This window comes from Aquimarina sp. Aq107, assembly GCF_943733665.1.
In the GTDB taxonomy this organism is placed as follows: Bacteria; Bacteroidota; Bacteroidia; order Flavobacteriales; family Flavobacteriaceae; genus Aquimarina.
The window spans coordinates 2,757,824-2,770,852 of sequence record NZ_OX030782.1; the positions used below are offsets into that span (position 1 = coordinate 2,757,824).

16 protein-coding genes are annotated in these 13,029 nt (G+C 29.8%); all 16 read left to right on the forward strand.

What is annotated here, in order from left to right:
* Window positions 1-66 precede the first annotated feature (66 nt).
* The 16 genes from NMK29_RS11715 (at window position 67) to NMK29_RS11790 (ending at window position 12,968) form a co-directional block, all read left to right on the forward strand.
* Window positions 67-861, forward strand: a complete 795-nt coding sequence (locus NMK29_RS11715; RefSeq protein WP_108805582.1) for an AraC family transcriptional regulator — start codon at window positions 67-69, stop codon at window positions 859-861.
* Window positions 862-936: 75 nt separating this feature from the next.
* Window positions 937-2,274 (forward strand): S41 family peptidase, encoded by a 1,338-nt coding sequence (locus NMK29_RS11720; RefSeq protein WP_108805583.1) that lies wholly within the window; start codon window positions 937-939, stop codon window positions 2,272-2,274.
* 166 nt (window positions 2,275-2,440) lie between these two features.
* A complete protein-coding gene (locus tag NMK29_RS11725) occupies window positions 2,441-3,037 on the forward strand; it encodes a M48 family metallopeptidase (protein WP_108805584.1) in 597 nt (198 codons plus the stop codon).
* Between the two features lie 215 nt (window positions 3,038-3,252).
* The gene (locus NMK29_RS11730) at window positions 3,253-3,654 is read left to right on the forward strand and encodes a nuclear transport factor 2 family protein (RefSeq protein WP_108805585.1); all 402 of its coding nucleotides are present in this window, start codon (window positions 3,253-3,255) and stop codon (window positions 3,652-3,654) included.
* 271 nt (window positions 3,655-3,925) lie between these two features.
* Window positions 3,926-4,405: a GNAT family N-acetyltransferase gene (locus NMK29_RS11735; RefSeq protein WP_234424351.1), complete on the forward strand. Its 480-nt coding sequence runs from the start codon at window positions 3,926-3,928 to the stop codon at window positions 4,403-4,405.
* Window positions 4,406-4,546: 141 nt separating this feature from the next.
* Entirely contained in the window at window positions 4,547-5,026 is a 480-nt protein-coding gene (locus tag NMK29_RS11740) for a hypothetical protein (protein ID WP_108805586.1), read from the forward strand.
* A 110-nt stretch (window positions 5,027-5,136) separates the two neighbouring features.
* Window positions 5,137-5,616, forward strand: coding sequence for an N-acetyltransferase (locus NMK29_RS11745; RefSeq protein ID WP_108805587.1), 480 nt, complete (start codon window positions 5,137-5,139; stop codon window positions 5,614-5,616).
* Window positions 5,613-6,107 (forward strand): hypothetical protein, encoded by a 495-nt coding sequence (locus NMK29_RS11750; protein ID WP_108805588.1) that lies wholly within the window; start codon window positions 5,613-5,615, stop codon window positions 6,105-6,107. Before NMK29_RS11745 ends, NMK29_RS11750 begins: the two co-directional genes overlap by 4 nt.
* Before the next feature lie 178 nt (window positions 6,108-6,285).
* Complete coding sequence (locus tag NMK29_RS11755) at window positions 6,286-7,449, forward strand: cyanophycinase (RefSeq protein WP_108805589.1); 1,164 nt, start codon at window positions 6,286-6,288, stop codon at window positions 7,447-7,449.
* Between the two features lie 169 nt (window positions 7,450-7,618).
* Window positions 7,619-8,125, forward strand: coding sequence for a hypothetical protein (locus NMK29_RS11760; RefSeq protein ID WP_108805590.1), 507 nt, complete (start codon window positions 7,619-7,621; stop codon window positions 8,123-8,125).
* Window positions 8,126-8,254: 129 nt separating this feature from the next.
* A complete protein-coding gene (locus NMK29_RS11765) occupies window positions 8,255-9,133 on the forward strand; it encodes an alpha/beta hydrolase (protein WP_108805591.1) in 879 nt (292 codons plus the stop codon).
* A 269-nt stretch (window positions 9,134-9,402) separates the two neighbouring features.
* The gene (locus NMK29_RS11770; protein WP_108805592.1) at window positions 9,403-9,996 is read left to right on the forward strand and encodes a Crp/Fnr family transcriptional regulator; all 594 of its coding nucleotides are present in this window, start codon (window positions 9,403-9,405) and stop codon (window positions 9,994-9,996) included.
* Window positions 9,997-10,049: 53 nt separating this feature from the next.
* A complete protein-coding gene (locus NMK29_RS11775) occupies window positions 10,050-10,694 on the forward strand; it encodes a hypothetical protein (RefSeq protein WP_108805593.1) in 645 nt (214 codons plus the stop codon).
* A 22-nt stretch (window positions 10,695-10,716) separates the two neighbouring features.
* Complete coding sequence (locus NMK29_RS11780; RefSeq protein WP_108805594.1) at window positions 10,717-11,172, forward strand: DoxX family protein; 456 nt, start codon at window positions 10,717-10,719, stop codon at window positions 11,170-11,172.
* Between the two features lie 2 nt (window positions 11,173-11,174).
* Entirely contained in the window at window positions 11,175-11,717 is a 543-nt protein-coding gene (locus tag NMK29_RS11785; protein WP_108805595.1) for an NADPH-dependent FMN reductase, read from the forward strand.
* 261 nt (window positions 11,718-11,978) lie between these two features.
* A complete protein-coding gene (locus NMK29_RS11790) occupies window positions 11,979-12,968 on the forward strand; it encodes an AraC family transcriptional regulator (protein ID WP_108805596.1) in 990 nt (329 codons plus the stop codon).
* Window positions 12,969-13,029 lie beyond the last annotated feature (61 nt).

Below are 13,029 nucleotides of genomic sequence, written 5' to 3' on the forward strand. Positions count from 1 at the left end.
TTCATATATTAACCGTTAGCTATAATTGCTAAAAAAGATTATTTGTAATACATTCTAAACAATGTTATGGAAATACTAAAAAAAGGAGAATATACAGGTGATGTTATTAGACAGCTTAACATTGATGGAAATATTATAACCAATACATATTATTCTACAGGTAAAAATAATCCTGATTGGCATTTTCACGAAAATTTTCATATCTGTTTTGTTTTTCAAGGTGGTAAAGCTGAGACAAACAAAACAAGTACATATAGTAAAAAGGAAGGTAGTATCTTCTCGTATTTTTCTGGAGAAAAACATCGTTGGATTTCGTGCAAACCTATTTCTAAAAGTGCAAATATTGAAATAGGAAGTGATTTTTTGAAGAAGTATGGACTATCGGAAAATTCAATTAAGGACAATATTTATCGGAACATTGAAGCTAAATCCATCATTTTAAAAATGCAAAAAGAAATGATGATTCATAGTATTGAAAGTACCACAACCATCCACAGTCTACTATTAGAATTGGTTTCAGACTCAAATGAATCTCAAGCAAAACATATTCCTTATTGGACTATTTCGTTAAACGAATTACTTCACGATAACTGGAACGAACGAATGACGCTCAAAGAAATGTCCGAGACTATCGGAGTACATCCTGTTACCATTTCTAAATTTTTCAGAAAGTACTTTGCCTGTACTTTGGGAGAATATCAGCGTAAATTAAGAATAGAGCAAAGCATACAATTAATAAAGAATTCTAACTTGTCCCTATCCGAAATTGCGTTCCATTGTGGATTTTCCGACCAAAGTCATTTTACAAGAAACTTTAAGAAAATGACAGGTTTTCTTCCAAAACACTTTCAAAAATATTAGGGCAGTAGGCTAATCTGGTTCTATTTTTTCAATATTGTTATATTTAGTTTTGACTCAAATTAAATTTTTGAGTTTATGAAACCAAATACAAAAAAAGAAAAGACCTTCCTATTCATATTATTACTAATCTTATGTAGTTCCCTAACCTCAAATGGTCAGGAACAAATACCTATTCCTGTTAGCAAAAAAGAAACCAAGGCAGTTGTAAATTCTATTTCAAAGCTTGTTAATAAATATTATGTTTCGCTCGAAGTTGGTAAACAAATGAGCGATTTAATAATATCAAATAACAAGAGTGGGGTCTATAAAAATATTACTGACCCCAATAAATTAGCTGCTCAATTAACTAACGACTTACGTTCAATAAACGGAGATTTACATATGAATGTCAGCCTTCATTCACCAAGTGGTACAGTGAAAGAAAATAAAGTCTCTAAAAATATTGATACAAAAGGAACTTGGAGCAATTATGGGTTTCAAGAAATTAAAGTGTTAGATGGTAATATTGGTTACTTAAAAATAAGTCATTTTACCAATTGGAATAGCTTTGAAGAAGCCAAGAAAGTTATTAATTCTTCATTCCTTTTTTTACAAAATACGGATGCACTAATATTAGATGTTAGAAACAATCGTGGTGGATTTGAAGAAATAGTTGCCTATCTAATCAGTTATTTATTTGATGAAGGGCCTATTCATCTTTCAGACTATTATAGAAGGTATGAAAATAAAAGAGTCGGCATCTATACTTCAAAAGACATTCCAGGGAAAAAATTACCTAATATTCCTGTGTATGTTTTGGTTAATGATCAAAGTGCTTCAGCTGCCGAATCTTTGGCATATATGCTAAAACATTTGAAAAGAGCCACCATAATTGGGGAAACCACAATGGGAGCTGGTAATGGTGCAATGACGCATAAAATTAACGAAAGATTCTCTGTGAGTATTTCTTCTGAAACTACTATAAATGCAGTTACTCAAACCAGTTTTGAACAAGTTGGGGTAATTCCAAATATCAAAACATCGAGTGAAGAGGCATTTAATAAAAGTTACTTTTTAGCACTGAATTATTTAAAGGAAAATAACTCTAAAAATATTGACCCTTCCAATTATGAGACTGTTATTGCTTTTCTTCCCTCAAACCAAGGTAAAGAAATAGTTGACATAAATTCTTTTAAAGAATACATTGGCACATACAAAAATGCTAATGTAGAAATTGTTGTTACTGCCAATGATTCTAATCTTTTTGCTGAAGTCATTGGCAAAGGAGGAAAACTAAAACTAATTGCTAAAGGAAATCATACCTTTTTGGTAGATAATTTAAAAGAACGAATACAGTTTGTTATGAATGAAGAAAATGAAATAATCAAACTTATCGGTATTGATAGTCCTATGGAATTGGAAAAGACTAAATAGGTTTAATTAATTTAGATGTAAAAATAGATAACACCGTATATAATTAATTGCTTGATTCTTGTCTACTTATGAGAATTCTCACGGATTTTCTATTTGGTTTGTATTTACTAAATTACGTGTTTAACCACGCAACTAACCGTTAACTACAATCTAAACTGAAACATCGATGAAAAATATATTATTACTCTCTTTAGTTATTTTAGTATCCTGCAAATCTGACAAGCAAGATAATTTTCTAGAAAACCACGATCATTCAAAACATATAAGCCAGAAAATTAAAAGCGAAAAGGCTATTGATTTCTATAATAAAGGTGCTAAATTATTTAAAAAAAGAAATTTGGATTCTGCAAAAATCTACTTAAATAAATCTTTAGAAATAGAAAAGAATCCAATGGTAATAAATGAACTTGGAACAATTGCATTAACTGAAAAAAAATATCAAGAAGCTATAAATTATTTCAATGACGGTATAAAACAAGATTTAAATTATTGGCCAAATCACATTAATAAATCAAGAGCATTTATCTTAGAAAATCACTTCAATAGTGCGGAAAAAACTTTAAAAAACATGTTACTTAAATGCGAATCTGAGTATTGGAGAGCTTATGCCAATCTATATTTGACTTACATTTATACAAACGGAATAGTAGATTGTGAAAAAGCAAAAGAATCTTCAAATAAAGCAGTCTTTATAAAAAAAGACATTAAGTTAAAAAATCAATATGAGAATATAATTAATAGAATGAAAAAAGACTGTAGTTAACATCATATATGAAATCAGAGCAAAAATTTAATGTTAAATCGAAAGGTCATTTCCCTTTTTGCTATAGCGCTAAGTTTTTATAAATTAACAAGAAATAAAAATGCGCAGAAAAATCGAAAAACAGGGTAACATTTTGCCCTGCTACGACACATAAATTAAACGTTAGGCCCCATTAAAAAAAGCAATTGAACACAAATTATCTAAACAAAAAAATCATGAAAAATGTAGCTATACTTATTACATGTCTATTATCAGTTCAATTTGGAATCGCTCAAGAAAATAATAATGCCGCAATAGAAATTGTGAACAAAAGAATGGAATCATACAATCAGCACAATTTTGTGGACTTCATAAAACTCTACGCTGAAGATGTCAAAATCTATACTTACCCTGAAAAATTGTTAGGAACTGGAATAGAAAATATTTCTTCGATTTTTAAACCAAAATTTGAATCTAAATCAATTCAGGTTGAAATTGTTAGCCAGATGTATAATGGAAAACACGTTATTAATCACGAAATAGTTACCGAAAATAGTATTGAGACAAAATACATTTCTATTTATGAAATCAAAGATGGATTGATATCGAGCGTAAGATTTGTAAGGGATTATGAATAACTTACTCTTGTAAAATTGAGAGGAAAAAAACGGAAGTCTAACAAGACATAAAAAACATAGGGCTGTTTAGTCTAGACCAAAGGTCTTTGTTAATTAACAAAGTTCGCCAAATATAAAATTTGACATTTTCGAAAAATGATAAAAGTAAAATATTTATATTTAACTCAGTACCAACCTGAAACGTATCGCTTATCACCTGCCCTACGTTTCATATACGAGACCGTTGACAGTAATTAAAGACCAGAACTTCCTAACATAGTTGGATTAAAATATGAACAATAAAAATGAAACAAATATCAGAATTGAATTATTAACAAGAGAGAATGAGTTTTTAGAAAAAGGAGTAAATTACTTTTGGAAATGTTGGGGAAATGATTCTAATTTCAATTTTTACAATGACTGTATTAAGAATTCACTATCTGATGGGGTTTCTCTGCCAAAATTTTATATACTTTTAAATGGAAAAGGGATTATTGGTTCTTATGCTTTACTAACAAATGACATAATAAGTAGACAAGATTTATTACCTTGGTTTGCTTGTTTATTTATTGATGAGCAATTTAGAAATAAAGGTTATGCTGAAAAACTATTAGTTCACGGACTGAAAGAAGCTAATAATAAAGGGTTTGAAAAAATATACCTATCAACTGATTTAAAAAATTTTTACGAAAAAAAAAGGTGGGATTTATTCTCTCATGGATATAATTTGAGTGGAGAGAATTTTAAAATTTATGTTAAATCAACAAAATAACAAACCACTGCTAACACTATACATAGCAAATAGGGTAATTTAAGTCGCTTCGAAAAACCTATGCTTGTTTGCTGTGTTGCCAAATCTAAACTAATTGTTTATTTCCACTCCTAAATACCATATATTTAACGTAGTAACACATTGAGAAAAATACTCACTTACATATTATTACTCACGATTTGTTTCGGGTGTTTTGAGAAAAAAACCGAATGGAAAACTGAAAGAAGCGCAATTATTTTTTTTAGTTCTGAACCAAAAAACGAAACATTCACTCTGACATTTAAAAAAAATGAGAACTCTCTGATTTACCAATATGTAAGTCACATTGACACATCTAAAACTATTTTTATAAAAAAGACTTTAGAATCAAACTTTATTCTTTTCGGATCTGAGAAGTTTATAAAAACTGACAAAAAACCTTTCAAAAATGAAAAGCTTAATGATCTAGAATTTGAATTTTATAATATAGAAAACCCTATTACCGATGGAACTGGCCCAATATTATTTAATCCAACATATGGGCTTTTAGCTATAAATAATGTTTTCGGACCAACAATCATATTTCTTGACGAAAAGAATGACACTATAACCCAACAAATAATTACTAAATTGAATGAATAAAAACATGTTACAACATATACATGATCATAGCAACTAAATAATTAATCTAAAGTCCATTACTTTTAATCCTCGAACTAATCATAGCCGAGACGTTGGCAAAAATTTGAGAAATGAACATTGAATACAAAACATATACGAAAAGAGACAAATCTGATGTTTTGAAAATGATGACCTCATTCAATGAAATTTATGATTACGATTTTGATCCGAAAATTGGAGAGAAAAACCTAATTGACTTTACTTCCAATGAAATACTAGGAAGGCTATATCTAATTAAATACCAGCAAAGCAATATTGGCTATATAGTACTTTCATTTGGTTTTAGCTTTGAATATGAAGGCAGAGACGCATTTATTGATGAATTTTATATAAAGGAGAATTATAGAAATCAGGGAGTAGGAAAACTAACTATGGATTTTATCGAATTGGAATCAAAAAAATTGAATGTCAATGCTATCCATTTAGAAGTTGAATCTCATAATTCAAAAGCAAATAAACTGTATATGAGTAAAGGGTATAAATCCAACAATCGAATTTTATTAACAAAAAAAATAAAAACTACTGCCAACAATAGTTATAAAAACAAATGAGAAAAACAATCTACACGCTTATACTACTCACAAGTTTAAAGAGTTTTAGTCAAGAATTATTTGAACACGAATTCGATAAGAATATCAGCATCAATGTGATTGACAATTCTGAAGAAGGCGAAATTGCTAACGGTAAATTCATAAAAGGGACATTTGAAAATGAAACTGTAGTTTATCTCAAATCAAAAAAGAAAGGATTAAAAAATTTAAACGGGAAAAAACTAGAAAAACTTTTTGATGGAATTAAGGACGGTGCTCTAAAATCTAGTAAAGGAAATTTAATTAGTGAGGACTTAGTAAAAATAAATGAGCTTGATATTTTCAATTATAAATATTCTGCGAAATTGAATGGAGAAAAAAAGATAATTGAAAACTACGTCTTCTTATATAACGAGAATATCTACACAATCCAATTCATGAATAATAAAGATGAATTTGATAAAAACACAGAATTCAGAAGGGGAATAATCGAATCAATAAAACTGAAGTAAAAAACGTTTTACAACACTATAAATGTGATTATAATTATTTATTGATAGATCGAAAGATTTTTATTTATTAGGGTGTAAGCTTACAAAACGTAAAAGTTAGCAACAAATGCACTAATAAATAAAAAAAACCTTGCTACGACATATTCATAAGACGTTGGCAATAACTAGAAACCAAAAAATGAAAATCACACATTCGATATTACTAATTATAATTATACAATTACCAATACTATTATTTTCACAAAAGAATAGTTCTATGACTACAAATGGAACTCTTCTAATTATGGGTGGAGACTCCACTAATGACTACTTTATTTCAGAGTTTGCAGGTTTAATTGGTAGTATTGAAAGCGAGATTGTTATAATTCCTACTGCTATCGAAGATAAATATCTAGACTCACAAAGTGACATTAATATTTTAAAAAAACCATTTACTGACATTGGTTTTAAAAATATTAACATCGTGCATACAAGAGAAATAAAGATTGCCAATAGTGATTCCTTAAATAATATATTGTTGTCTGCTGATGGTGTTTGGATAACTGGAGGAAGACAATGGCGTTTAGCAAAAGCTTATAATGGTACTAAAGTTCAAAACTCCCTAAAAGCCCTTTTAAATAAAGGTAAATTAATTGCTGGAACTTCTGCAGGAGCTTCTATAATGGGAGATGTTCTTGTTCGTGGTGATTCTAAAACTCAAACTATTATGCTTGGAGATTACCAAAATGGATTTGAGTTTATCAGTAATTGCGCAATAGACCAACATCATATTGCAAGAAATAGACAATTTGATATGTTTGAATTAAAAAATGAAAAACCAGATGTATTAGGCATTGGAATTGATGAAAATACAGGAATCATTGTAAGCGAAGATAAATTGAGAGTTATTGGAAAAAGTTATGTTACCATCTATGACAACACAAGATGGTCAGAGGAAAGAGATACAATCTATCAACTAAAAAAGAATGATAAACAATTTTATACATTATCAAACGGATACGAATATGATATCATAAAGCGAAAAGTTATTCAGAAAAATGACAGAGAAAAATCATCTTACAATAAAGAGATGATGAAAAAAATAACTGGTACATATCAACAATCTAAAGGATTAGAATTTGGTCAAGATTTAAAAATAATAGTGACATTAGATAACGGCGAGCTCTATTTTGAGCAATCTTGGAATAAGGCTAAGTATAAAGTAGAGTATCATTATTTAAGTACATTTTTTAGACCAAATAGCATTTCGGTTTATCACTTTAATAAAGATAAAACAGGAGCTTTCAGTTCTTTTTGGTTTTTCCAATATGCTTATGGGGGATCAAATTGGGTAAAACTATAGAATACTCCAAAAAAATAACTGTTGCCAACAAAATGTATAGTTTATTGCTATGGATTTTCATATCGAAAATTCATACACATGAATTATCTTTAACAACTACGAACAATACTAGCATACCTTCTTGGAACTAATCATATATTTAAAGTTATAATACATTATCGAAACTCATATGCATAGAATATTAATCACATTTATTTTTACTTTCTTTTTTGCGAATATCTACTCTCAAGAGAGTTATGAGAAATTACCATTTACGAAAACCAATTGTCCAACTATTATTATTGAAAAAGACATTATTGCGAATGAAAGTGCAATCGAAACAAAAAAAGAATTAATACTTGAAATGAGCATTTTGAAAGATAAACCAAATAGAAAAAAGCATAAATTCTACAACCTGACTGAAAACGGAATTGTTTTTGTCAGTTTAAAAACAAAAATTGCTTTTAAAACACAGGCTGAACTGAACAATTTTTTCGAAATTGAAGAAAATAACAGAATTTATATAAATGGATATTTAATAGAGAATTCTGATTACAAAATTGCGACTGAAAGTATTATTGAAATTGAATTAGTTATACCTAATTCTGAAAACAAATTAGATAGTAAAACAATTAATGTTTGGACTTTGGCTAAAAAAGAAAGAACAAATGGTTGTGTAAAACAGAATGTGAATTAAAATAACGTTGCGTTACACCATAACACAGCATATATGATCATAGTAGTTAAGTAATGAATATAAAAATAAATCAACAATTTACTCTGCTACCAAACATATATGAAACGTTAGTTCTAACAAAACAATGAGATGAAAAAAAGACACTTTGTATTAGCGCTCACTTTAGTTTTCTTTCTTGATTTATCAGGACAAGAAACCAAATATAAGCCTGTTAAATATCCAGCAACTTATGAAGCAAAAATTGACTTAATCTATACTAAAATAGATGATTGGGAAGGACGTATAGATATTTATTCTAATCCTGTTTCTCAAAAACCTACCCCAATTGTGATTAATATCCATGGAGGAGGTTGGAATCATGGTGTTAAGGAATCTAAAACTGGTTTTTCTAGTTTTTTTAAAGAAGGGTTTGCTGTTGCAAATGTAGAATATCGTTTGGTTAATATTTCAAAAGCTCCAGGAGCAATTGAAGACATACGATGTGCTTTAATCTATTTGCAGAAACATGCTAAAGAATTAAATATTGATACTCGCAAAATTGTTATCATGGGTGGTTCTGCCGGAGGACATTTAGCTCTCATGGCGGGTTTATTGAATAATAATAGAAAGTTTGATAGAGACTGTGCATACGATGGTAATATTAAAATAGCTGCAATTATTGATAAATATGGACCGACCGACCTAACTCTACTGAAAAATAAAGGTTCTGTAAAAAAATGGTTGGGTGATGGTTATAAAAATAGAAAGTTTATTGAATCTGTTTCGCCATTGTATTACGTAGATAAAAATAGCCCTCCTGTATTGATAGTACATGGCACTAAAGACCCAATTATTCCTTATGAACAATCATCTCTTCTTTATGAAAAATTAAAGGAACATGATGTCAAAACAGAATTCATATCAATTGAAGAAGGAGTCCATGGTAAATTTTCAAAAGAGCAGCGTTTAATGTTTAATAAAAAAATGTGGTCGTTTTTAGAAGAACTTGAATTAAAAAAGAATCATTAAAATTCATAAGAGACATTAAAATCACACTCTAATAAAAAAACCTAGGACAACAACTTATATAATTAATTACTTTGAAAAGTATTTATTTAGGGAATTTCGTAGGAATATTTTATAGCTTACAAATGTTTACTAAATTAGTTGTTTACAAGTTCATTAACTATATGTAACACAGTTCGAATAATTTAGAAAGCGGCTAAAAAAGGACTACTAACTCAAATACAATCTAGGAATAAGAACTTAGGAAAAAAATATTCATAAACGAGCTTGAATTGAACTATAAGGAATCACATACACTAATACTAAATAATATAGCAAGGTTTGTTGATTTAACCGAGTTAGAAAAGCAAAAATATCTTTCGTTACTTACAGAAATAAAAGTTAAAAAGAAGGCATTTTTAATGCAGGCAGGTGATAGTACTAAATATGAGTATTTTATAACTAAAGGTTGCTTAAAGGTTTATACATTAGATGAAGATGGTGCTCCTCACATATCCATGTTTGCAGTAGAGGATTATTGGACTGGAGATATGGCTAGTTTTATGACTAATACACCTACCCCCTATTTTATTAAAGCTACCGAACATTCTGAATTATTAGGCATCTCTAAGGCTAATTATGAATTACTTTTTCAGGAAATACCAAAATTCGAGAAGTTTTATCGCATCCTATATCAAAAATCACTTATAAGCTATATCAGACGTTCCAACCAAGCCATATCTTTAACTGCAGAGGAAAGATATATCGAGTTCAAAAAAAAATATCCAAAAATTGTCAATAGAATTACTCAGAAAGACCTAGCAGCTTATATCGGCATTACACCAGAATTTATGAGTAAAATTATTACAAAAGTCAATAGAATGTAAAAATCTTAAACTAGTTCATTTTTTTTCAAGCGCTTCTAACGGAATTTTGAAGCATGAAAAAAATAATGCACATCACCTCTTTTTTAACTTTAAGTTTTGCTAGCTATTTACAAGCACAATTTATACAAGTAGAGTTGTTTTCTGGTTTTGATAAAACTGATTTCACGCTTTACTCTAGTTATACTATTAATAAGAGTGAGACTTTTAGTATTAATACACTGGTTTTCTTTCAGAGATTTAAAGATAAAGAAAATCAAAGCTTTGATGAGATAGGTATTCAACCAACACTATTCTGGAATATTAACAAGCATATATCATTAGGGCCATCGATATATTACAATAGTTTTTCTGGATATTCAGAACGTTTTTCAGCAAAGTTCACGCTGAAAAATCCACAAGTATCATTTGTAGCTATTCCTACAATTGCTCATTCTGAGCAAACGAATGAGAACTATGCAGAAACCTTTATACAGCTTCAATTAAACACCTTAATAAATAATAAAATTTCTCTCTGGTTAAACGGACAGTTTTTAACGGTATGGGATGAATTCGTGAGGCATTCAAGAAGTTTTCAGCAACTACGGATAGGGCTATTATTTAAGGAACATCAATTTGGTGTTGGTGCAGACTTTGACCAGTTTGGACAAAAACCTATAAAAAAATCATCTTTCGGCATGTATTACCGAAAAACTATATAAACAATTTTAAATCTTAGATAGTATGAAAACTTTAGTAAAAAAACTTTTAAAAACGCGCCCAAATATTGGGTTTAGCATTGCTCGATTAACACTTGGTTTAGTAATATTTCCGCATGGTGCACAAAAATTATTAGGATTCTTTGGCGGTTATGGTTATACGGCAACGATGGAATCATTTACTACACAAATGGGATTGCCAAGTATTCTAGCTGCCTCGATAATCATGATTGAGTTTTTCGGAGCTATCTCATTAATTATAGGATTCTTTAGTAGGTTTTGGGCAGTATCACTTACCGGAATGTTCCTAGGCATCATTTTCACTACCCAATTAGAACATGGCTTTTTTATGAATTGGTTTGGTAATCAAGCAGGTGAAGGTTACGAATATTCTCTTCTAATTATCGGTCTATCCTTAATAACAACAATACATGGTAGTGGAAAATGGTCCATTGATCATCTAATCTCTAAAAAACAATAATTATGAAAAAAATAATCACAATAGCAGGCACTAATGCTCAAAAATCTATCAATAAAAATTTACTATCCTATACCACTAGTTTATTAGAAAACGTAGAAATTATTTCAATCGACTTAAACGATTATATTTTACCAATATACGGAGTAGATTATGAAACGGAAAATGGTATACCTACTGCAATTAAAAGACTTGATGAGCTGCTAGGTACTGCCAATGGATTTATTATATCTCTTGCAGAACATAATGGATCTTATGCGGCGGTATTTAAAAATACAATAGACTGGTTGTCTCGGGTAAACATGAAAATATGGAGAGAAAAACCAATGCTTTTAATGGCGACTTCGCCTGGTGATAGAGGAGGTACAACGGTTTTGGAATCTGCTAAGACATATTTTCCATATTTAGGAGCTAGTATAATTGCAGATTTTTCTTTACCCAATTTCTATGATAATTTTTCAGAAAATGGAATTTCTGATACTAAATTAAAAGAAGAATTGAATCAAAAAATACTCCTTTTTAAACAGCATTTAAATAACCAGTTGTAATAACTAAAAAACTATTACCTCTACTAGAAACCATGGTACAAGTGCCTTTTTAAAATTGTTGCTTTTTCAGCATCAATAAGTTCTTTGAAATTATGAAAATTACTTGCTTTGATTAAAACATAGTTTTGCAACAAATTCACTGTATACAACTGGTTGTTAATTGGCAAAGTGAATTCTTAGGATTTTATTACCTTTAATCCTATGTTCGGACAAGACATTTTAAAGAATTAAGAAGTAGTAATTGTAGGTTCAGTAAGAAAGATGAAATACTTTTCTATAAGTCTATACCTCAAGATGATTAATTGCGCCATTGCAGAAGGCATGTCTAGGGATGATTTTATTGATTTATCTACTTCAATAGATGAAGCACAACATCTACAAGTTATTGCTGCAGAGGAATTTCTAGATTTACACGAGCTACTAGATGATAAACTTGGGCCGGGATTTGGGGTTCGGGTAGGCCAACAAATGGTTATTGAGGATTATGGCGTATTAGGACTATCATGGCGCACTTGTTCTAAAGTAGGAGAAATTTTTGAACGTAGTGATCGTTATTTTAAACTCCTCTCGAATACATTTGTATGGAAAATTAAAGAAGAAGGAAACATTTCTCATGTCATACTCAATAGAGAATCACATCGTAGAGGTATGGAATTATCTACAGAAGCTAGTTTATCAGCCACAGTAATCGTACTCCAAGCCATTTCTGAAAAAGATATATCTCCTACCCAAGTTAGTTTTAAACACGGACCATCGCAAGATTTAACTAGCTATAATACTGCTTTTAAATGTCCAATACTCTTTAATCAACCTTGCTATTCCTTAAGTTATAAAACGGCTGACTTAAACTTAAGAACTGCAAAGGCAGATGCAAGTATAAACAGTTACTTACTAAAACAGGTAGATGAAAACACTAAAGGCATCAAAATACTCGGTAATAAATTTGTACGCGATGTAGAATCTCTTATTAAAGATGGTCTTCCTACGGGTATCCCTGCAATTCAAAATATCAGTGAACTCTTAGCTATGAGTAACAGAACACTTACCAGAAGACTTTCTGAGGCAAGTGTCACCTATAGAGATTTAGTTAAAAAGACTCAAGAAAAAATCGCTAAAGATATGCTTCGAGATAAAAATCAAAGTATAGGCGATATAGCCTTTTTAACAGGTTTCTCTGAACAAAGTGCTTTTAATCGTGCTTTTAAAAAATGGACAAACCAAACTCCTTCAGAATTTAGGAAAAACAACTAAAAAATCCTTTTTGGCGTAAAATGTCAAGAGATTGTCTTTAAGTGTCAAAAAACTCTTTTGA

Coding starts and splice junctions, on each gene's coding strand:
- NMK29_RS11765 (WP_108805591.1), top strand. CDS start 8,255: ATGAAAAAAAGACACTTTGTATTAGCGCTCACTTTAGTTTTCTTTCTT.
- NMK29_RS11790 (WP_108805596.1), top strand. CDS start 11,979: ATGAAATACTTTTCTATAAGTCTATACCTCAAGATGATTAATTGCGCC.
- NMK29_RS11755 (WP_108805589.1), top strand. CDS start 6,286: ATGAAAATCACACATTCGATATTACTAATTATAATTATACAATTACCA.
- NMK29_RS11780 (WP_108805594.1), top strand. CDS start 10,717: ATGAAAACTTTAGTAAAAAAACTTTTAAAAACGCGCCCAAATATTGGG.
- NMK29_RS11785 (WP_108805595.1), top strand. CDS start 11,175: ATGAAAAAAATAATCACAATAGCAGGCACTAATGCTCAAAAATCTATC.
- NMK29_RS11725 (WP_108805584.1), top strand. CDS start 2,441: ATGAAAAATATATTATTACTCTCTTTAGTTATTTTAGTATCCTGCAAA.
- NMK29_RS11720 (WP_108805583.1), top strand. CDS start 937: ATGAAACCAAATACAAAAAAAGAAAAGACCTTCCTATTCATATTATTA.
- NMK29_RS11715 (WP_108805582.1), top strand. CDS start 67: ATGGAAATACTAAAAAAAGGAGAATATACAGGTGATGTTATTAGACAG.
- NMK29_RS11760 (WP_108805590.1), top strand. CDS start 7,619: ATGCATAGAATATTAATCACATTTATTTTTACTTTCTTTTTTGCGAAT.
- NMK29_RS11735 (WP_234424351.1), top strand. CDS start 3,926: ATGAACAATAAAAATGAAACAAATATCAGAATTGAATTATTAACAAGA.
- NMK29_RS11750 (WP_108805588.1), top strand. CDS start 5,613: ATGAGAAAAACAATCTACACGCTTATACTACTCACAAGTTTAAAGAGT.
- NMK29_RS11775 (WP_108805593.1), top strand. CDS start 10,050: ATGAAAAAAATAATGCACATCACCTCTTTTTTAACTTTAAGTTTTGCT.
- NMK29_RS11745 (WP_108805587.1), top strand. CDS start 5,137: ATGAACATTGAATACAAAACATATACGAAAAGAGACAAATCTGATGTT.
- NMK29_RS11730 (WP_108805585.1), top strand. CDS start 3,253: ATGAAAAATGTAGCTATACTTATTACATGTCTATTATCAGTTCAATTT.